The 18126-nt window shown below is 72.3% G+C and carries 18 protein-coding genes; 12 read left to right on the top strand and 6 right to left on the bottom strand.

Translation table 11 applies throughout. The features are described 5' to 3' along the window. Nucleotides 1-10: 10 nt before the first annotated feature. The 3 genes from QSK10_RS17900 to QSK10_RS17890 are packed head-to-tail and all read left to right on the top strand — an operon-like array spanning nucleotide 11 to nucleotide 3249. Nucleotides 11-421: a VOC family protein gene (locus QSK10_RS17900; protein WP_285663976.1), complete on the top strand. Its 411-nt coding sequence runs from the start codon at nucleotides 11-13 to the stop codon at nucleotides 419-421. 60 nt (nucleotides 422-481) lie between these two features. Continuing rightward, nucleotides 482-2845, top strand: coding sequence for an ATP-binding cassette domain-containing protein (locus QSK10_RS17895; RefSeq protein WP_285663975.1), 2364 nt, complete (start codon nucleotides 482-484; stop codon nucleotides 2843-2845). A 41-nt stretch (nucleotides 2846-2886) separates the two neighbouring features. Beyond that, nucleotides 2887-3249, top strand: a complete 363-nt coding sequence (locus QSK10_RS17890) for a bleomycin resistance protein (protein ID WP_285663974.1) — start codon at nucleotides 2887-2889, stop codon at nucleotides 3247-3249. A gap of 37 nt (nucleotides 3250-3286) precedes the next feature. Here QSK10_RS17890 and QSK10_RS17885 read toward each other — a convergent pair whose 3' ends face one another. The 5 genes from QSK10_RS17885 to QSK10_RS17865 all read right to left on the bottom strand — a co-directional run bounded on the left by QSK10_RS17885 (nucleotide 3287) and on the right by QSK10_RS17865 (nucleotide 7644). After that, nucleotides 3287-3886 carry an isochorismatase family protein gene (locus tag QSK10_RS17885; protein ID WP_285663973.1) on the bottom strand — a complete coding sequence of 200 codons (600 nt, stop codon included), beginning with the start codon at nucleotides 3884-3886 and terminating at the stop codon, nucleotides 3287-3289. Between the two features lie 69 nt (nucleotides 3887-3955). Then, the gene (locus tag QSK10_RS17880) at nucleotides 3956-4939 is read right to left on the bottom strand and encodes a GlxA family transcriptional regulator (protein WP_285663972.1); all 984 of its coding nucleotides are present in this window, start codon (nucleotides 4937-4939) and stop codon (nucleotides 3956-3958) included. A gap of 59 nt (nucleotides 4940-4998) precedes the next feature. Beyond that, a complete protein-coding gene (locus tag QSK10_RS17875) occupies nucleotides 4999-5976 on the bottom strand; it encodes an NAD-dependent epimerase/dehydratase family protein (RefSeq protein WP_285663971.1) in 978 nt (325 codons plus the stop codon). Nucleotides 5977-6099: 123 nt separating this feature from the next. Next, nucleotides 6100-7086 (bottom strand): phosphotransferase family protein, encoded by a 987-nt coding sequence (locus QSK10_RS17870; protein WP_285663970.1) that lies wholly within the window; start codon nucleotides 7084-7086, stop codon nucleotides 6100-6102. A 162-nt stretch (nucleotides 7087-7248) separates the two neighbouring features. Beyond that, nucleotides 7249-7644: a RidA family protein gene (locus QSK10_RS17865; protein WP_285663969.1), complete on the bottom strand. Its 396-nt coding sequence runs from the start codon at nucleotides 7642-7644 to the stop codon at nucleotides 7249-7251. Nucleotides 7645-7752: 108 nt separating this feature from the next. Between QSK10_RS17865 and QSK10_RS17860 the strand changes: the two genes are divergently transcribed. The 6 genes from QSK10_RS17860 (at nucleotide 7753) to QSK10_RS17835 (ending at nucleotide 14760) form a co-directional block, all read left to right on the top strand. Beyond that, nucleotides 7753-8727 carry a helix-turn-helix transcriptional regulator gene (locus QSK10_RS17860; protein ID WP_285663968.1) on the top strand — a complete coding sequence of 325 codons (975 nt, stop codon included), beginning with the start codon at nucleotides 7753-7755 and terminating at the stop codon, nucleotides 8725-8727. 252 nt (nucleotides 8728-8979) lie between these two features. Next, complete coding sequence (locus QSK10_RS17855; protein WP_285663967.1) at nucleotides 8980-10134, top strand: carboxylate-amine ligase; 1155 nt, start codon at nucleotides 8980-8982, stop codon at nucleotides 10132-10134. Nucleotides 10135-10465: 331 nt separating this feature from the next. Further along, entirely contained in the window at nucleotides 10466-10756 is a 291-nt protein-coding gene (locus QSK10_RS17850) for a hypothetical protein (RefSeq protein WP_285663966.1), read from the top strand. Then, nucleotides 10753-11349, top strand: coding sequence for a TetR/AcrR family transcriptional regulator (locus QSK10_RS17845; RefSeq protein ID WP_285663965.1), 597 nt, complete (start codon nucleotides 10753-10755; stop codon nucleotides 11347-11349). The genes QSK10_RS17850 and QSK10_RS17845 overlap by 4 nt, the downstream gene beginning before the upstream one ends. A 145-nt stretch (nucleotides 11350-11494) precedes the next feature. Then, nucleotides 11495-13117, top strand: a complete 1623-nt coding sequence (locus QSK10_RS17840) for an FAD-binding oxidoreductase (RefSeq protein WP_285663964.1) — start codon at nucleotides 11495-11497, stop codon at nucleotides 13115-13117. A 563-nt stretch (nucleotides 13118-13680) separates the two neighbouring features. Beyond that, a complete protein-coding gene (locus QSK10_RS17835) occupies nucleotides 13681-14760 on the top strand; it encodes a hypothetical protein (RefSeq protein WP_285663963.1) in 1080 nt (359 codons plus the stop codon). Between the two features lie 3 nt (nucleotides 14761-14763). Here the strand turns inward: QSK10_RS17835 and QSK10_RS17830 are convergent, their stop codons facing one another. Next, the gene (locus QSK10_RS17830; RefSeq protein WP_285663962.1) at nucleotides 14764-15969 is read right to left on the bottom strand and encodes a serine hydrolase domain-containing protein; all 1206 of its coding nucleotides are present in this window, start codon (nucleotides 15967-15969) and stop codon (nucleotides 14764-14766) included. A gap of 216 nt (nucleotides 15970-16185) precedes the next feature. On the opposite strand from QSK10_RS17830, the gene QSK10_RS17825 reads away from it, so the two are divergent. From QSK10_RS17825 to QSK10_RS17815, 3 genes are all read left to right on the top strand, one after another. Then, complete coding sequence (locus QSK10_RS17825) at nucleotides 16186-16881, top strand: helix-turn-helix domain-containing protein (RefSeq protein WP_285663961.1); 696 nt, start codon at nucleotides 16186-16188, stop codon at nucleotides 16879-16881. A 61-nt stretch (nucleotides 16882-16942) separates the two neighbouring features. After that, the gene (locus tag QSK10_RS17820; protein WP_285663960.1) at nucleotides 16943-17701 is read left to right on the top strand and encodes an alkaline phosphatase family protein; all 759 of its coding nucleotides are present in this window, start codon (nucleotides 16943-16945) and stop codon (nucleotides 17699-17701) included. Between the two features lie 7 nt (nucleotides 17702-17708). Next, nucleotides 17709-18122, top strand: coding sequence for a YjbQ family protein (locus tag QSK10_RS17815; protein WP_285663959.1), 414 nt, complete (start codon nucleotides 17709-17711; stop codon nucleotides 18120-18122). Nucleotides 18123-18126 lie beyond the last annotated feature (4 nt).

The raw sequence follows: 18126 nt of genomic DNA, 5'->3' as shown, positions 1-18126 counted from the left end.
GGTTGCCGACATGGACATCACCATTCACCAGACATTTCTCCCCCAGAACGACCCCGAGGCCGCCCTGGGCTTCTACCGCGACGTGCTGGGCTTCGAGGTCCGCAACGACGTCGGTTTCGACGGTCTGCGCTGGATCACCGTGGGCCCGGCCGGGCAGCCCGACACCGCCATCGTCCTGTCGCCCCCGGCGATGGACCCGGGCCTGACCGAGGACGAGAAGAAGAGCATCGTGGAGATGATGGCCAAGGGCACCTACGCCGCGGTCATCCTCGCCGCCCAGGACCTTGACAAGACCTTCGAGCAGATCTCCGGCGCCGGCGCCGAGGTCGTCCAGGAACCCGTCGACCAGCCCTACGGGGTCCGCGACTGCGCCTTCCGCGACCCGGCGGGCAACATGGTCCGCATCCAGCAGCGCGCCTGACCCGCGCCCGGGGGCGCCCACCGGACGCCCCCGGCACTCCTTCCAGCACACGGAGACACGATGAGCGACCGCCCGCACGCCGCCGACGTCCACGACCTGATCCGCGTGCAGGGCGCACGGGTCAACAACCTCAAAGACGTCAGCGTGGAGATCCCCAAGCGGCGGCTGACGGTGTTCACCGGGGTGTCGGGCTCGGGCAAGAGCTCCCTGGTCTTCGGCACGATCGCCGCCGAATCGCAGCGGCTGATCAACGAGACCTACCCCTCGTTCGTGCAGGGCTTCATGCCCAGCCTGGCCCGCCCGGAAGTCGACCGGCTGGAAGGGCTGACCACCGCCATCATCGTCGACCAGGAGCGCATGGGCGCCAACCCCCGCTCCACGGTCGGCACCGCCACCGACGCCAACGCCATGCTGCGGATCCTGTTCAGCCGCCTGGCCAAGCCCCACATCGGCTCCCCGAACGCCTACTCCTTCAACGTCCCCTCGGTCAAGGCCAGCGGAGCCATCACCGTCGAGCGCGGCGGCAAGACCAAGGCCGAAAAGGCCACCTTCGAGCGCCTGGGCGGCATGTGCCCGCGCTGCGAGGGCATGGGCTCGGTCAGCGACTTCGACCTCGGCGCCCTCTACGACGCGTCCCTGTCACTCAACGAGGGCGCGCTGACGATCCCCGGCTACAGCATGGACGGCTGGTACGGGCGCATCTACCGCGGCAGCGGCTTCTTCGACCCCGACAAGCCCATCGCCACATACAACAAGCGCGAACTGCACGACCTGCTCCACAAGGAACCCACCAAGATCAAGGTCGACGGGATCAACCTCACCTACGAAGGCCTCATCCCCAAGATCCAGAAATCGATGCTGTCCAAGGACGTCGACTCCCTCCAGCCGCACATCCGCGCCTTCGTCGAACGCGCCATCACCTTCGACATCTGCCCCGACTGCCACGGCACCCGCCTGGGACCCCAGGCCCGCGCCTCAAAGATCGACGGCAAATCCATCGCCGACGTGTGCGCCATGCAGATCAGCGACCTCGCCACCTGGATCACCGCCCTCGACGAACCCTCCGTCGCGCCCCTGCTCACCGGCCTGCGGCACCTCCTGGACGCCTTCACCGGCATCGGCCTGGGCTACCTGTCCCTCGACCGGCCCTCCGGCACCCTCTCCGGCGGCGAGGCCCAGCGCACCAAGATGATCCGCCACCTCGGCTCCTCCCTCACCGACGTCACCTACGTCTTCGACGAACCCTCCATCGGCCTGCACCCCCACGACATCGAACGCATGAACGACCTCCTGCTCCAGCTGCGCGACAAGGGCAACACCGTCCTGGTCGTCGAGCACAAACCCGAGATGATCGCCATCGCCGACCACATCGTCGACCTGGGCCCCGGCGCCGGCAGCGGCGGCGGCGAGATCGTCTTCGAAGGAACCCTCGACACCCTGCGCGCAGCCGACACCGTCACCGGCCGCCACCTCGACGACCGCGCCACCCTCAAAAAGACCGTCCGCACCCCCACCGGCGCCCTCAAGATCCGCGGCGCCACCGCCAACAACCTCCAGGACGTCGACGTAGACGTACCCCTGGGCGTGCTGTGCGCGGTCACCGGCGTGGCCGGCTCCGGCAAGAGCTCCCTCATCCACGCCTCCATCCCCGCCACCGAAGGCGTCATCGTCGTCGACCAGACCGGCATCCGCGGCTCCCGCCGCAGCAACCCCGCCACCTACACCGGACTGCTCGACCCCATCCGCAAGGCCTTCGCCAAGACCAACGGCGTCAAACCCGCCCTCTTCAGCTCCAACTCCGAAGGCGCCTGCCCCGCCTGCAACGGCGCCGGAGTCATCTACACCGACCTCGGCCCCATGGCCACCGTGGAATCGGTGTGCGAGGAATGCGAGGGCAAACGCTTCCAGGCCGCCGTCCTCGACCACCGCCTCGGCGGCCGCGACATCAGCGAAGTCCTGGCCATGCCCGTCACCGAGGCCGCCGCCTTCTTCGCCGACGGCGAGGCCAGGACACCCGCCGCTCACAAGATCCTCGACCGGCTCGCCGACGTCGGCCTGGGCTACCTGACCCTCGGCCAGCCCCTCACCACCCTGTCCGGCGGCGAGCGCCAGCGCCTCAAACTCGCCACCCACATGGGCGACAAGGGCGGCGTCTACGTCCTGGACGAACCCACCACCGGCCTGCACCTGGCCGACGTGGAACAGCTGCTGGCCCTCCTGGACCGCCTGGTCGAGGCCGGGAAATCGGTCATCGTCATCGAGCACCACCAGGCCGTCATGGCCCACGCCGACTGGATCATCGACCTGGGCCCCGGCGCCGGGCACGACGGCGGCCGCGTCGTCTTCGAAGGCACCCCCGCCGACCTCGTTAAAGACCGCTCGACACTGACCGGGCGGCACCTGGCCGACTACGTGGGCGCCTGAACCGCCCCGCCATGTCACACCCGGGCCATAGGCTTCCCGGCATGGTCACCTTCGCCTCGGCCGCGCCGGTGCTTCCCGTGCGCGACATCGACGCCGCCGGAGCCCACTACCGGGCCCTCGGCTTCGCCGTCACCGCCTACGACGGCGAGGCCGCCTACGCCTTCGCCGAGCGCGACGGCGTCCACCTGCACTTCTCACAGGTCGCCGCCCTCGACCCGGCCACCTCACTGGTGTCGGTGTACCTCTACGTCGACGACGCCGACGCGCTGCACGCCGGCTGGACCGCCACCGGCCTGCCGGGACGGTTCGTGGCGCCCACCGACACCGACTACGGCCTGCGCGAAGGCGCCCACGTCGACCCCGACGGCAACCTCCTGCGCTACGGCTCCCCGCTCACACGCTGAAGCGGAGGCCGGGTTCCCCCCGGCCCCCGCAACAACCTCAGAGCAGGTCGCTCACGGAGTCCACGACCACGCCGAACCGGTCGCGCACGGTGGTCAGCGCCGCCGCCGCCAGCGCCGAGGCGGGCACCGCGGTCCCGTCGGGCCCGGCCAGCGAACGCGTCGCGGTGGCGTCGGCGACCACCGTCGGGCGGAACCCGCGGTTGACGGCGCCCTGCGCGGTGAACTGCACGCACATGTGCGTCATGAAGCCCGCCAGCACCAGGTCCTCGCCCACGCCCAGCTCACGCAGGGTCTTCTCCAGCTCGGTCTGCCAGAACGCGTCGGGGAACTGCTTGACCACCACCGGCTCGCCCTCGATCGCGGCGACCTGGGGGCTGATCTGGCCGATCTCGGCGCGGATGTCGTAGGGACCGCCCTCGCCGCCGTCGTTGATGACGTGGACCACCGGGATCCCGGCCTCACGGGCCGCGGCCAGCAGGCGCGCACCGGCCGCCAGGGCCTCCTCGGCGCCTTCCAGGGCCATTACACCCGTCCGGTAGGTGTTCTGGAAGTCGATCATGATCAGTGCGGTGTCGGCCAGGCGCGGGGGCGTGTCGTCCAGGCCGACGACCTCGCGCAGAGTCTTGGAAACAGACATGGTGATACTCCGGTTTCAGGGCAGGGTTCATCGCGGGCACGGCCGTGCCCGGATGTGTGGGTGAAAAAGTCAGACGGTGGTGCGGAACCGGCGGCGGTAGGCCGCCGGTGTCGTGCCGATCTGTTTGCGCAGCGCCCGGTGGAGGGTCTCCACCGAGCCCAGGCCGCAGGCGAGCGCGACCTGCTCCAGGGCCTGGTCGGTGCTCTCCAGCAGCCTGCGGGCCGCCTCCACGCGCGCGGCCTCGACATAGGCCGCCGGTGTCGTCCCGGTCTCCTGCCGGAACACCCGCGCGAAGTGCCGCTCGCTCAGCCGCATCCGGCCCGCCAGCGCCGCCGCCGACAGGTCGCCGTCGAGGTGCTCGGCGATGTGCATGCGCAACTCGTCGATGTCGCGCCGGCCGGCCGGTGGCCGCGACAGGGGGACCGAGAACTGGCTCTGCCCGCCCTGGCGCTTGAGGTACATCACCAGATGCCGGGCCACCGCCAGCGCGATCTCCTCACCGAGGTCCTCGGCGACCAGCGCCAGCGCCAGGTCCATGCACGCGCTGATGCCCGCGCCGGTCCACACGTTCCCGCAGCGCACGAAGATCGGATCGGGATCGACGGTGACCTCGGGGTGGTCGGCGGCCAGCTGCGCCGCCGTCGACCAGTGCGTGGTGGCCGTCTTGCCGTCCAGCAGCCCGGCGGCGGCCAGCAGGTGCGCGCCCACGCACACCGACGCCACCCGCCTGGCCAGCGGCGCCGCATCGCGCACCCAGGCCACCACGTCGGCGTCGATGCGCGCCACCGGGCCGCCGGGGCGGAGGTCGACCGCGCCGGGCACCAGCAGGGTGTCCAGGACGCCGTCGACCTCCGCGAAGCTCAGGTCGGTCACCAGCCGCACGCCCGCCGAGGTGGTCACCACACCGGGCGTGGGCCCGGCCAGCTGCACCAGGTACCCGGCCTCCCCACCGGTCTCCCGGTTGGCGAGGGCGAAGACCTCGGCCGGGCCGGTCACGTCGAGCAGGTCGACGTCGGGGAAGACCGCGATGACCACGCGGCGGATCTTGGACATGCACCCATCCTGACCCGCGACGGGCGTGACGGCAATGACGATGTTCTGTCAGATCCGGACTAACGCGTCCGCCAGCGCGCCAGCACCTCCGCCTCCCGCTCGCCCGACAGGCCCTTCTCCAGGGGGAGTCCGGCCAGCTCAGCGGCGGTCCGCGCGATCGATCGCGCGCTGAAACCGGCGCGCAGCGAGGCCGCCGGATCGGCCGTCCCGCCCACATCGTGGGTCGCGTCACCGATGCCGGCCATCGGCAGATCGGCGTCGGAGACGCCCTCGGCCTCCAGGAACGCCTTGTCCACCCACGTCACCACCGGCTCGCCCACCCCGAGGCCGGCGGCGATGTCGGCGAACAGCGCCGCGAAGGTGTACTCGCCGGAGCCGCCGACCAGGTGGAACACCCCGGCGCGACCCTCGTCCAGGCACGCCACGGTGAAGTCGGCGATGTCGCGGGCGTCGACGACCTGCACCGGCGTGTCCGGCCCGCCCGGCGCCAGGATCTCCCCGCCGCGTGCCACCCGGTGCGTCCAGTAGTCCAGCCGCCGGTAGGGGTCCCAGGGGCCCACGATGTAGGTCGGCCGCAGGATCAGCGTGCCCTCGCCGAACAGCTCGCCCGCCGCCCGCTCGCACAGCACCTTCAGCGCGCCGTAGGTCTCCTCGGTGATCGTCTCGGGCACCGGGCCGTCGATCTCGATCAGGCTCGCGTCCTCACCGAAACCGGGCTCGTCGAGGGTGTAGACCGACAGGGTCGACACCAGGACGTAGCGCCCGCCGCGCCCGCCCAGCGCGGCGGCGAGGGTGGTGACGTGCCGGGGGAAGTACGCGCACACGTCGATGGTGGCGTCCCACTCGCCCTCGGCGAGCGCCGCGGTCAGGGCCGCGGTGTCATCGCGATCGGCCAGCACGTGCTTCGCCCGGCCGTCGAAGAGTTCGGTGCCGGTCCTGCCGCGGTGCACCAGGGTGACCTCGTGGCCGGCGGCGATGAGGGCTTCGGTGAGATGGCGGCCGACGAAACGGGTACCGCCGATGAGGAGGATTCGCATCGCGCGATGGTATGCCCCGGGGCGGGGAAATTCATGTGAGCCAAGCCCGGCCGCCCGGCGGCGGCACGCTGATGGTCCGGGAGTGCGGGGCGCGGTGTGGCGCATGCGCGCCAAGACGGCGACTCACCAGACGAGTCCATCCAGATGGTTGTGGCCGCAGAGCACACGGGTGATGCGGTCCCGCGTCGCTTCGCGTACGTCGGGCCGGGGGTGGTGTGCGTACAGCGCGAGTTCGCGCTGCATGTCATAGAAGAGCAGCCGATCGCGCAGACGCTCGCGCTCGAACAGTTCCGGGTAGGCGCCGCGCAGCCATCCGGGGACTTCTTTGAGCGTGGTCTCGTCCAGCCCTTGCCCACCGGGTACGGGTGGGTATTCCCGCGCCTTCGCGCACCAGCGGAGGATGGTGTCGAGCTCGACGTCCGCCGGTTGAGCCGAGGCCTCGGCGAAGTCGATGAGGCCGGTGACGTGTCCCCGGCCGACGATCACGTTGGATCCATGCAGATCACCATGGACGAGGACGGCTTCGTCGGCGGCGAACAGCGGCAGCCGCTCCCGGATCCAGTCGGTGACGTCGGCGAGCAGGCGCGCGTCGTGACCGGGCAGTCGCCGGGCGTCCTCCACCGGCTGAAGGGCCGCGCTCAGCACGGGCGGGTGGAACGAGGCCCGCGGCCTCCCGGCGAGTGCTCCGGCGAGCCAGGGCGGGAGCAGGCCCGCCGGGACGGGCACCCGGTGCAGGGCGCGCAACGCCGCGCCGAGGCTCTCGATGATCGCTTGCCGCGTGGGCGAGTCCGCCGTCGGCCACGTTTCGTGGAGGGAGCGGCCGGGCAGGCGCCGGGTGACCGACCACGGCCCGTCGGGGCCGTCGCCGTGGGCGAGGTGCCGGGCGTGGGGGACCTCGCTTCCGGTGAGCAGGCCGACGACCGCGGCGTCGTGGCGATACGCGTCGGGGAACTGCCCGTTGCTCAGCCGTACGACGTATTCGTCGCCGACCCACGCGCGACTGACCCAGCTGCCCTTCGGGAGATAGCGCCCGGTCGCCGGCAGGCCGGCGGAGGCCAGCGTCCTCAGCAGCGCCGGATCGGCGGTGACCGGTGCCGATCGGTTGCCCACGTGCCAAGTCTCGCACGCACCGCTTCACCGACCGGGCCGACGACGCTCAGGACGGCACGCGGCCATGCGCGCGCCCGAAGCCCGCCACGGACTTCGCCGGAAGCCACGGTGGGGGAGTGGGCCGTGCCCGCCACCCATCGAGGGCGGCGGGCACGCGGCCGCCTAGTCGACGGCGGTCCCCTCCAGCTCGATCAGCTGACCCGGGATCGCCAGCCTGGTCACCCCCAGCATCGTGGTCGCCGGAGCCACCCCCGCCGCGCCCAGCCGTCCCGCCAGCACGCCGTAGTGCTGGAACAGCAGGTCCACGTCGGTGGTGTAGACGTTGAGGCGCACCAGGTTCGCCAGCGACATGCCCGCCCCGGCCAGCACCGCCTCCACGTTGTCCAGACTCAGCGCCAGCTGCGCGGCCATGTCCCCGTCGTGCTCGGGCTTGCCCTCGGCGCTCATCGCCGTCTGCCCCGACAGGTAGAGCGTCCGGGTGTTACCCGAGACCAGCTCGCCCTGGTTGAAGCCCATCGCCACCGACCACTCCACGGGGTTGACCGCGGTTCGTTCCATCGCCACTTCGTCTCCCATTCGATCAACCGGCGCCCTTCGACGCCGTCATGATCAGCATCCCGGGAAATCACGACACCTCCTGTCGGGTATTTTCGATAGAGTTTCGCGATGCGCGCCGATCGCCTGGTCTCGCTGGTCCTGCTGCTGCGCCGGCACGACCGGCTCTCGGCGACCGCGCTGGCCCGCGAGCTGGAGGTCTCCACCCGCACCGTCCTGCGCGACATCGAGGCCCTGTCGGCCGCCGGCGTCCCCGTCTACGCCGAACGCGGACGCCACGGCGGCTTCGCGCTCCTGCCCGGCTTCCGCACCGAACTCACCGGCCTCAACCACGACGAGGCCCTCGCCCTGGTCGTGGCCGGATCCCGGCGCGGCGCACGCGCCTTCGGACTGGGCTCGGCGCTCACCTCCGGCATGCGCAAACTCCTCGACGCCCTCCCCGACAGCCCCCGCGCCACCGCCACCGACGCCGTGCGCCGCATGCTCATCGACCCCGAGACCGACCTCCTCGCCCGCCGCGTGGAACCCGAGGAGACACCCGACGGCGTGCTCGCCGAGATCCGCCGCGCGGTGGTCGCCGGGCACCGGCTGCGCATCCACTACGCGGCCTTCGAGCAGGCCCCCCGGTGGCGCACCATCGACCCGGTCGGGCTGGTCGGCGTCCGCGATCAGGCCTACCTGCTGGCCATCCGCGACGGCGAGGACCGCACCTACAAGCTCTCCCGCGTCCTGGCCGCCGAGGAACTGCGCGAACCGGCGCGGCGGCCCGAGCACGTCGACCTCGACCGGGCCTGGCGCGAGCGCAGCACGCGCTTTAGGACCGGAGGCGACCAGGTCACCGTGCTACTGCGGCTGAGCCCGGCGCGGCGGGCCGAACTGGCCGGCACCGCCCTGGCGATCCTGGCCGAGGACACCGAGGACGACGGGCGGCTGCGCGTGGAGGTCACCTTCCAGGACCCCCGCCACGCGATCTGGGCGCTGTGGCAGCTGGCCGCCGACGGTGAGGCCCTGTCCCCGGCCTGGCTGCGCGAGGCCCTGCGCGAACGCGCCGCCGCCGTCGCCGCCCGCTACCGCGACGGTCACTGACCACCGTCCTCCACAGTGGACACCGCGCGGGTTCGCCCCGGGCCCGCCTCCGGGGCGATGCGCCCGGCCCGTCCAGGCGGTAGTGTCGGGGAATCGGAATGTCTCCGTCGGAGACCGCGCGCCTTCTCGCGCGCGCCGATCTTTGGCCTGGTGGAGCCAGGGACTCGCGTTCTGCAATCCCGATTGGCGGCCATGGGTACACCCCGGCACGTATCGAGCGCAACCCGCAATTCGTTCCCCCCGCCCCCGACCATGGGCGTGGAAGAGGAGTACTTCATCGTCGACCCGGACAGCCGCGAGGCGGTCCCGGCCGCCGCGGCGGTCGTCGCGCGCGTCGAGGACTGGGCCGGCGGCTCGGTCGGCACCGAGTTCACCAAACAGCAGATCGAGGCGCGCACCGCGCCCTTCACCGTCCTGGGCGAGCTGGCCGGGCAGATCCGGCGGATGCGGCGGATCGCGATCGCCGCCGCCGGGGCCGAAGGCCTGCGGGTGACCGCGACGGGCACGCCGATCCTGGGCGACGTCGTCCCGCCCCCCATCGCCGACATACCCCGCTACCGCGAGACCACCGAGATGTTCCGGGCCCTGCAGGACGGGCAGAACATCTGCGCCTGCCACGTCCACGTGCACGTCCCCGACCGGGCCACGGCGATCCTGGCCGGCAACCACGTGCGGCCCTGGCTGCCGGTGCTGCTGTCGATGAACGCCAACTCGCCCTACCTCGCCGGGCGCGACACCGGCTACTCCAGCTGGCGGACCCTGTCCTGGAGCGGGTGGCCGGTGGCCGGCCCACCGCCGTTCTTCGGCTCGCTGGGGCACTACGAGGACGTCGTCGGCAACCTCCTGGAGGCCGGGGCGCTCAAGGACCGCCGCTCGATCTTCTGGGACATCCGGCCCTCGGCGCACCTGCCGACGCTGGAGATCCGCGTCGCCGACGTCGCCCCCGGCTACAAGGAGACGGTGCTGCTGGCCTCGCTGGTGCGGGCCCTGGTCGTACTGGGCGTCAAAGCCGTCGGCGAAGGCGACAAGGGCCCGCGCATCCCCGCCGAGATCCTGCGCGCCGCCCAGTGGCGCGCCGCCCGCGACGGGATCGAAGGGCACGGCCTGGACGTGCGCAGCGGGCGCCTGCGCCCGGCCACCATCCTGGTCGAGGCCCTGCTGGCGCGCGTGCGCCCGATCCTGGAGTCGTGGGGGGAGTACGAGACGGTACGCCGCCTGTGGGAGGAGTCCCGCGTCAAAGGAAGCGGTGCCGCCCGCCAGCGCGCCGACTACGCCCGCCGCGGGCGCCTGACCGACGTCGTCGACGGGCTCATCGCGGCCACCGACCCCGACCCCCGCGCGTTCCTGCCCGAACCGGCGGGCATGGCCGAAGGCGCCGGTGACGGCATGGCCACCCTCGGCGGCTGAAACCGCACGACCCGCCGGGCACGGGCGTGCGTTCCCACCAGGACCACGCCCACACAGGACACCCGGCACGTCCCTGACCAGGCAAAACGCTCTGAGATAGCCGTAGTGGCCCAAACGGGCCGCACCCCGTGTCCCGCTAAGGGACGGGGGAGGGCGGATCGAGGTCCAGACCCCGCCTCTCCGCCCGACCAGCCCACGGCCCCGGCCATCACGGCCCCCTCCTCGCCGGTGCCCCCGGTTTCTCCTTGAGACCCTGCATCTCGTGTCACCGGTTCGCCGGAAGGCGTCACCACGTGGGCCCTGGGCCGGTGTCCGCCGGGCGGCCGGGGTGGTGGACCTCCCGGACCCGCGCGACGGCGCCCACCGCTACGTCCTCGCCCACACCGCCCACATCGCCCGCACCACCTTCGCCACCGGCGCCGAGTACGACGCGCTGACGGTGACCTTCGAACCGGGACGCTGGTGCGCGCGCGGCGCGACGGACTCGGTATCCCCGCGCCGCGCCCTCGTGGACGGCGGCCTCCCGCCCGCGACTCCGGCCGCCACCGCCTCACCCCGGGCTGATGACCGGGCCCCGCTCGTCTTGATCATGAAAGAATATGCTGATACTATTCTTTCATGACCCAGCACGCCGATGCCGAGACACGACGTATCCAGGTCGCCGAAGCACTGCTGACCACGATCGCCGAGCGCGGGCTGGCGCGGACCACCCTCACCGACGTCGCCGCGACGGCCGGTGTGTCGGTGGGGCTGGTGCAGCGCTACTTCCGCTCCAAGGACGAGCTCCTGCGCTTCGGCTTCGACCACGTCTGCCGGCGCACGCGGGAGCGGGTAGGCCGGGTCCCGATCGTGCTCCCGGTCCGCAACGTCGTCATCGCGCTGATGGAGCAGATCCTGCCGCTGGAGCCCGAGCGGGAGAAGGAGCTGGGCGTCTGGCTGAGCTTCGTCCAGGCCTCGCTCACCGATACGGAGCTGGCCGCCACTCATCAGGCGAGCGTCACCGAACTGATCGATGGCCTCACCGCCGCCTTCGAGGGAGCGCAGCGGGCCGGGGAACTCCCGCCCGGCCTCGACCTCAGAGCCGAGGCCGCGGCACTGGCGGCCTTCGTGGACGGACTGTGCCTGCATCACGCGACCACCCAGAGCTTCGACGCCGCGCGCTCGCGTGCGGCACTGAGGACGTACGTCGATCGGATGTTCGCCAGCGGCCGGTAACGACGACGCCCGCGCATCGCGTGGCTCACCGAGACGGTGCCCGGCCGTCGACGCCGCCGTCACCGCTGTGATCACCGGAGCGTGACGTCCGGCCGATCCGGCGTGCCCGGCATCCCCTCTTTCCGTTTTCCCAGGAGGACCTTCCATGAGCATGCCCAATCGCCGTTCCGTTCTGGCCGGACTGGCCGCCGGAGCCGTCGGTGCCATCGCCATCGGCGGCGCCGAAGCCCGGGCCACGCCTCCGCCGGCCGTGGCGACGGCCCCCGGCTGCCCGCCGCCGATGCCGGGGGACAAGGTCGGCCCCGGCGACACCCGTTACCCCGATCTGGTCGCCAGGGGCGCCAACCGGCGATTTAGCGCCAGTCCCGACTACGTCCACCTGGCCTCCACCACCGGCCAGGTCGCCGACGCCGTGGCACAGGCGGTGCGGGCCGGGAAACGCGTCGCGGTGCGCAGCGGCGGAGGCTGCTTCGCCGACCTCGTCGACAACCCCGACACGAAGGTCGTCATCGACCTGGCCGGGATGACCGGCCTGTGGTACGACCCGGCCATGCGGGCCTTCGCGGTCGAACCGGGCGTGCAGCTCGGTGAGCTGTACCGGCGGCTGTTCCTGGGCTGGGGAGTGACCGTTCCGCTCGGGAGCTGCCCTGAGGTCGGGGCGGGCGGGCACATCATGGGCGGTGGACACGGAGCGATGTCGCGGCTGCACGGGCTGGGCGTCGACCACCTCTACGCCGTCGAGGTCGTCACCGTCGACGCCTCCAACAAGGTCCGGGTCACCGTGGCCACCCGCGAGCCCCGCGACCCGAACCGTGACCTGTGGTGGGCGCACACCGGAGGCGGCGGCGGCAACTTCGGCGTCGTCACCCGCTACTGGCTGCGGACACCCGGTGCGACCGGCGGCGACCCGCGGCGCCTGCTGCCGCGCCCGCCCGCGCGGGTACTGGACTTTCAGCTCCTGTGGGGATGGGACCGGCTCGACCACGAGTCCTTCACCCGGCTGGTGCGCCAGCACGGCCAATGGCACGCCGCCAACAGCGCGCCCGGTTCCCCCGGCACCGACCTGCACAGCGCGCTGCTGCTGTTCGGGACCAAGCTCGGCGCGGTCATCGTGAAAGGCCAGGTGGTCGGCCCGGACGCCGAGCGGACCCTGGCCGGATACGTCGCCGCCCTCACCGCGGGCACCAGCGCACCGCACTACCTTGAGCAGACCCACCGGCCGTGGCTGGAGAACCAGACCTCGGCGGCCGACAGCGAGGAGATCCTCGGCTCCCGATTCGTGGCCAAGACCGGATATCTGCGCGACCGGTTCACCGACGCGCAGATCCAGGTTCTGTGGGAGGCGCTGTCCGCCGATCCCGAAGCCGGTCCGCAGGGCGCGGTGTGGCTGGTCTCCACCGGCGGCAAGGTCAACGCCGTCGCCCCCGGCGACACCGCGGTCGTGCAACGCGACTCGGTGCTCAAGGCGATCTTCACCGCGTCCGGCGCGTCGGCCGAAGAGGACGCCGCCCATCAGCGATGGGTCCGCGACCTCTACCGGAAGGTCTACGCCGCGACCGGTGGCGTACCGCCGCACGACTCCCGCAACGGTGGCTGCTACATCAACTATCCCGACCCCGACCTGGCCGACCCGGCGCAGAACACCTCCACCGTCCCCTGGCACGACCTCTACTACGGGGACAACTACGCCCGCCTCCAGCAGGTGAAGCGGACGTGGGATCCACGCAACCACTTCCGGCACACCCTGTCGGTACGGCTCCCGAACTGAGCCGGGTTCCGGCCACGGAGACGCCGCGCGGACGCGGCGTCCCCGTGGCCGGGTCGGCGCACGCCGTGGCCCATGCGGGGTGGAAGGTCCGCTACACCCAGGGCGACATCCATAAAGCCACGACCCTAGGCCCCTGAACAGGGAAAACGCCCTGAGAACCCCGTAGAGCCGCGAAATGTCACCCGCAGCCCTATGGGGACCCACCTTCGACAGTGGTTGCGTCCGCCACGCGACCTCGCGAACAGGGCGAGCCCCCTCTCGCCGAACGGGACCGCGACGCGGCGGGCTCCACCCCGCTGGTGACACCGAAACGACGAAACCCAGTGACATCCAAGCGCAGGGTCTCAGTTTCTCCTCCCGCGTCCCGGGCCCGTCCCGATCCATGATTACTTGCGGGAATCTTCATTCCCGTGAGTTATACATCCCCACCGGGCCGTCCATCTTTTCTATTTAAGATTTAGCAAAACCAGATATTCAATAAATAACTCAGGCTGGCCGGGCGTCCCGGCGAGGCGCGGCCGCCGGTGCGGGCGTGGCGGGTGGGGCGCGATTAGGCTGCCGGGGTGAAGACCGACATCCTGTGCAAGCACTGCGGCGCGATCGTCCCCCAGAAGGCCGGGCGCGGGCGGCCACGCCAGTACTGCCCGGAAGGCACCTGCCAGGGCGCGGCGAAGCGGGAACGCGACCTGCGCCGGGCCTCCCCCGGGCTGGAGGGCGCGCTGGCGCGGGCCGAGGATCTCTACGACCGCATGGAGGCGGGCCTGGCGCAGGCCCTGGAACCGCTGGCGCGGGTGCTGGCCGACGAGATGAGTCCGGCCGGTGTCGAGGCGAAGGTCTCGGCGATCAACGCCGAGGCCGCCGCCCGGGTCGCCTCGGCCAGCACCGATCGCGAGGACGCGCTGCGGCGGCTGCGCGACGCCCAGGCCGCCGCCACCCGCGCCGAGGCCGCCCACGGCGAGGAGGTCACCGCGCTGCGGGCGGAACTGGCCGCCGCGCGGGAGGCCGCCGGTGCCGCCGCCGCGCAGGCCGAGCGCCTGGCCGGCGAGCGCGACGCGGCCGAGACCCGCTCCGCGCAGGCCGAGCGGCGCGCCGCGGACGCACACGCCGAGGCCACCGCCGCCGCCGACCGCTCGGCGGCCGACCGGGCGATCGCGGCCGCCGCCGAGACCGCCCGCGAGGAGGCCGAGGCCCGCGCCGCTCAGGCCCTGGCCGCCAAGGAGACCGCCGCGCGGGAGGCGGTGGTCGCCCGTGCGGAGAAGGACATGGCCGCCCAGGCCCGGGCCGCCGCCGAGGAGGAGCGCACCGCGGCGGTGGCGCGCGCTGCGGCCGCGACCGAGTCGGCCGAGCGGGCCGGCGCCGAACTGGCCGCGTCCCGGGAGGCCGCCGCGCGTGAGCTGGCGGTGCTGCGGGAGGAGAAGGCCGCGCTGGAACGCGAGTCGGGCCAGGCGCTGCGGGCCTTGCGCGCCGAGGCCGCCGAGGCGAGCGCGCGGGCCGAGGGGCTGGCGGGGCGGCTGGAGGACCACCGGGCGCAGCTGGCCTCGGCCCGATCGGAGGTGTCGGTGCTGATGGAGCGCGCGGTGACCGCCGAGGTGGCCCGCCGCGCGGCCGAGGCGTCCCTGGCGGCGCTGGAGAAGAAGGACTAGCGCTCAGGCCAGTGCCTGGTGGGCGGTGGTCCAGAAGTCCTGGATCACCCGGGTGGAGTCGGGTGTGGACATCCCGACCTGGGTGAGCAGGACGCCCACCAGGCCGCTGCCGGGGTCGGCGTAGGCGCTGGTGCCGGTGCCGCCGTCCCACCCGAACTGCCCGGCGGGGACGTACCCGTCGCGGCGGGTGTGGACGCCCATCCCGAAGCCCCACCCGCCGGGCGGCATGCCCTGGGCGATGTGGGCGATGCCGCGGTACATGTTCTGGCGGGCGGCGCTCATCTGCGGTGACAGCCGGTCGGTGGTCATCAGCTCCACGGCCGGGCGCGACAGGATCGGCTGGCCGTGGCCCAGCAGCATCCGGAAGTAGGCGTGGTAGTCGTCGGCGGTGGAGACCAGGCCGCCGCCGGCGCCCTGGAAGGCCGGGGGTGTGCTGGAGCGGCCGCCTCGCGCCTGGTCCCACACGTGGAATTCGCCGGTGGCGGGGTCGGGTCCGTACAGCGGTGGCAGGCGGTCGATCTTTTCGGCCGGGACGTGGAAGCCGGTGTCGTTCATGCCCAGGGGCGTAAAGAGGCGTTCGCGCAGGAACTCCTCCAGGGTGGTGCCGGCGACGCGGGCGATGAGCACGCCCAGGACCTCGATGGCCAGGTCGTACTGCCAGCGCCGCCCGGGCTGGTGGGACAGGGGCAGCTCACCCAGGCGGCGCATCCACTCGCCGGGTTCGGGTGCGGGGCCGGAGTAGACGCTGTAGTCGGTGGCGGCGAAGGTGGCCGCGCGGATGGGGGCCGTCATCAGCTCGAAGTCGACGCCGAGGCCGAAGGTGGAGGTCAGCAGGTCGCGGACGGTGATGGGGCGCTCGGCGGGGACGGTGTCGTCCAGGGGCCCGTCGGGGCGTGCCAGGACGCGGCGGGCGGCGAGCTCGGGCAGCCAGGCGTCGACGGGTTCGTCCAGGCGCAGGCGGCATTCGTCGAGCAGGATCATGGCCCCGGCGGTGGTGACGGGTTTGGAGGCCGAGGCCATCCGGAAGATGGTGTCGCGGCGCATGGGCGGGCCGCCGTCGTGGCGCATGGTGCCGATGGCCTCGACGTGGGTGTGGTCGCCGCGGCCGAGGAGGGCGACCAGGCCGGGGATCTTCCCCGACTCCACGTGCCGGGTCAGTACCCGCCGGACCCGGCGCAGCCCGGCCTCGGTGAATCCCCGCTGTCCCATCGTCTTCTCCTCACGATCGCGTGTTTTCCTACTCCGGAAACGCTACGTTGCCTTTCCCAGCGACTCAATCCTCATGTTGCGTTCAGCTGACATTACCGCTGGTCAGAGCACAGAAAGTATTGCAATGGGTTCTGCTTTCAATGCAATGTCGATGTGTGGAGCGTTGCGATGACCGGTACTGAAGGCTATGGTGGGGGCCGTGGGAAGGGGGCCGTGATGCCCGGAGGCAGGCTCACCCGTCACGAACGCCGCCAGATCGCCCAGGGGCTGGGTGAGGGGCTGGCCTACGCCGAGATCGCCCGGCGGCTGGAGCGCCCGACCTCCACCATCACCCGGGAGGTGATGCGCAATGGGGGCGCGGGCGGCTACCGCCCGGAGCTGGCGCAGCTGGCCACCGAGCGCCGCGCGCATCGCGGCAGGCGCGCGGCGCCGGTCCCGGCGGGTGGCGGTGACGTGGCGGCGGTGCGGGTCTATGAGGAGATGTTCGCGGCCAATTTCATGGGCACCGGGATGCCGGCGATGACCTCGCGGGTGCTGGCGTGCCTGGCGCTGGCCGAGGACGGCGGGTTCACCGCCGCCGAGCTGGCCGCGCGGCTGGGTGTCAGCGCGGCCTCGGTGTCCAAGGCGGTGACGCTGCTGGAGGGGCAGAGTCAGCTGCGGCGGGAGAAGGCGCCGGGCCGCCGCGAGCGCTACGTGGTCGACGATGACGTGTGGTACCAGGCGATGATGGCCAGTGCCCGCAGTATCGCGGCCTTGACCGGCATCGCACGTGAGGGCGCGGGCGCGCTGGGGGAGGGTGCCGCGGCGGCGCGGCTGGCGCGGGTCGCGCGGTTCCTGGCGGTGGTGTCGTCGGGCATCGAGCGGGCCGCCGAGGAGGCCCGCGAGCTGCTGCACGACGACACCACCGGATAGTGGTCTGGACCAATCCCGGGTGGTCGTGGCAGTATCACCCCCACCACCCACAGGAGTCCACATGAACGCACGGGTCATCGTGTTCGGCATCGACGGTGTCCGCCTCGACACCCTCCGGGCGGCCAGCACGCCCCACATCGACGCCATCGCCGCGGCCGGGTCGCTGGCCCCGGTGCGCATCCGCGAGGTCAACCCCACCATCTCCGGGCCGTGCTGGGCGACCATCGCCACCGGTGTGCACGCCGACGCCCACGCCATCCTGGGCAACGACCTGTCCGGCCACGCCCTGGACGATCACCCCTGCTTCCTGCGGCGGGCCACCGACGCCGGGCTTCGCTCCTATGGCGCGGCGGCCTGGCCGCCGCTGCTGACGCCCGACTCCGGCGGCCCGATCTTCCGGCCCGCGATCGCCTTCGCACCGGCGGTCCGCGACGGGCAGCCCGCCGGTGGGGACCCCGTCACCGACGCCCAGGTCGCCGACCACGCCGTGGAGACCTTGAGCGCCCTCGACCCGCACGTGTCCTTCGTGTACTTCGGCCACCCCGACGAGGTCGCCCACCACATCGGCACCGGCGCGGAGTACACACAGGCCATCGAGCACTCCGACATGCTGCTGGGCCGGGTGGTGGCCGCCGCGCGCGCCCGCGCCGAGGTGGACTGGACGTTCCTGGTGGTCACCGATCACGGGCACGTCGACGGCGGCGGGCACGGCGGCGACTCCGATGTGGAGCGCACCGCCTGGATCGCCGCCAACCGCGCGCTCCCGGCCGATGTCGAGCACGCCTCGATCCCGGCGCTGGTAGCCTCCGCCCTGACCTAGGAGGAGCATGTTCGCCACCGTCATCGTGCGCGTGTCCACCGGCCGGATCCCGGTCGCCGCCGACGTCACCTCCGAGTGCGAGCGGTTCCTGGCGCGTGAGGCGCCCGGGCGCGACGGGCTGCTGAACGTGTTCGTCCCGCACGCCACCGCCGGTATCGCCGTGCTGGAGACCGGCGCCGGCAGCGACGAGGACCTGCTGGCCGCCATCGACGTGCTGCTGCCCACCGACGACCGCTGGCGCCACCGCCACGGCACCCCGGGGCACGGGCGCGACCACGTGCTCCCGGCCTTCATCGCCCCGCACGCCACCCTCCCGGTCATCGGCGGGCGCCTGGCGCTGGGCACGTGGCAGTCGGTGGTGTTCGTCGACACCAATGTCGACAATCCCGAGCGGCAGATGCGGCTGTCCTTTCTGGGCTGAGGAG

Source organism: Actinorhabdospora filicis (assembly GCF_030269765.1).
GTDB classification, from domain to species: domain Bacteria; phylum Actinomycetota; class Actinomycetes; order Mycobacteriales; family Micromonosporaceae; genus Actinorhabdospora; species Actinorhabdospora filicis.
Note: the sequence above shows the minus strand (reverse complement) of the source record. Positions and strands in the feature narration are given on the sequence as shown.

What these genes read in the sequence shown, in the direction of transcription:
- QSK10_RS17875 (WP_285663971.1), bottom strand. Translation starts at nt 5,976, where the DNA reads ATGCGAATCCTCCTCATCGGCGGTACCCGTTTCGTCGGCCGCCATCTC.
- QSK10_RS17830 (WP_285663962.1), bottom strand. Translation starts at nt 15,969, where the DNA reads ATGGGACAGCGGGGATTCACCGAGGCCGGGCTGCGCCGGGTCCGGCGG.
- QSK10_RS17840 (WP_285663964.1), top strand. Translation starts at nt 11,495, where the DNA reads ATGAGCATGCCCAATCGCCGTTCCGTTCTGGCCGGACTGGCCGCCGGA.
- QSK10_RS17820 (WP_285663960.1), top strand. Translation starts at nt 16,943, where the DNA reads ATGAACGCACGGGTCATCGTGTTCGGCATCGACGGTGTCCGCCTCGAC.
- QSK10_RS17885 (WP_285663973.1), bottom strand. Translation starts at nt 3,886, where the DNA reads ATGTCTGTTTCCAAGACTCTGCGCGAGGTCGTCGGCCTGGACGACACG.
- QSK10_RS17865 (WP_285663969.1), bottom strand. Translation starts at nt 7,644, where the DNA reads ATGGAACGAACCGCGGTCAACCCCGTGGAGTGGTCGGTGGCGATGGGC.
- QSK10_RS17825 (WP_285663961.1), top strand. Translation starts at nt 16,186, where the DNA reads ATGCCCGGAGGCAGGCTCACCCGTCACGAACGCCGCCAGATCGCCCAG.
- QSK10_RS17890 (WP_285663974.1), top strand. Translation starts at nt 2,887, where the DNA reads ATGGTCACCTTCGCCTCGGCCGCGCCGGTGCTTCCCGTGCGCGACATC.
- QSK10_RS17880 (WP_285663972.1), bottom strand. Translation starts at nt 4,939, where the DNA reads ATGTCCAAGATCCGCCGCGTGGTCATCGCGGTCTTCCCCGACGTCGAC.
- QSK10_RS17900 (WP_285663976.1), top strand. Translation starts at nt 11, where the DNA reads ATGGACATCACCATTCACCAGACATTTCTCCCCCAGAACGACCCCGAG.
- QSK10_RS17815 (WP_285663959.1), top strand. Translation starts at nt 17,709, where the DNA reads ATGTTCGCCACCGTCATCGTGCGCGTGTCCACCGGCCGGATCCCGGTC.
- QSK10_RS17845 (WP_285663965.1), top strand. Translation starts at nt 10,753, where the DNA reads ATGACCCAGCACGCCGATGCCGAGACACGACGTATCCAGGTCGCCGAA.
- QSK10_RS17895 (WP_285663975.1), top strand. Translation starts at nt 482, where the DNA reads ATGAGCGACCGCCCGCACGCCGCCGACGTCCACGACCTGATCCGCGTG.
- QSK10_RS17855 (WP_285663967.1), top strand. Translation starts at nt 8,980, where the DNA reads ATGGGCGTGGAAGAGGAGTACTTCATCGTCGACCCGGACAGCCGCGAG.
- QSK10_RS17860 (WP_285663968.1), top strand. Translation starts at nt 7,753, where the DNA reads ATGCGCGCCGATCGCCTGGTCTCGCTGGTCCTGCTGCTGCGCCGGCAC.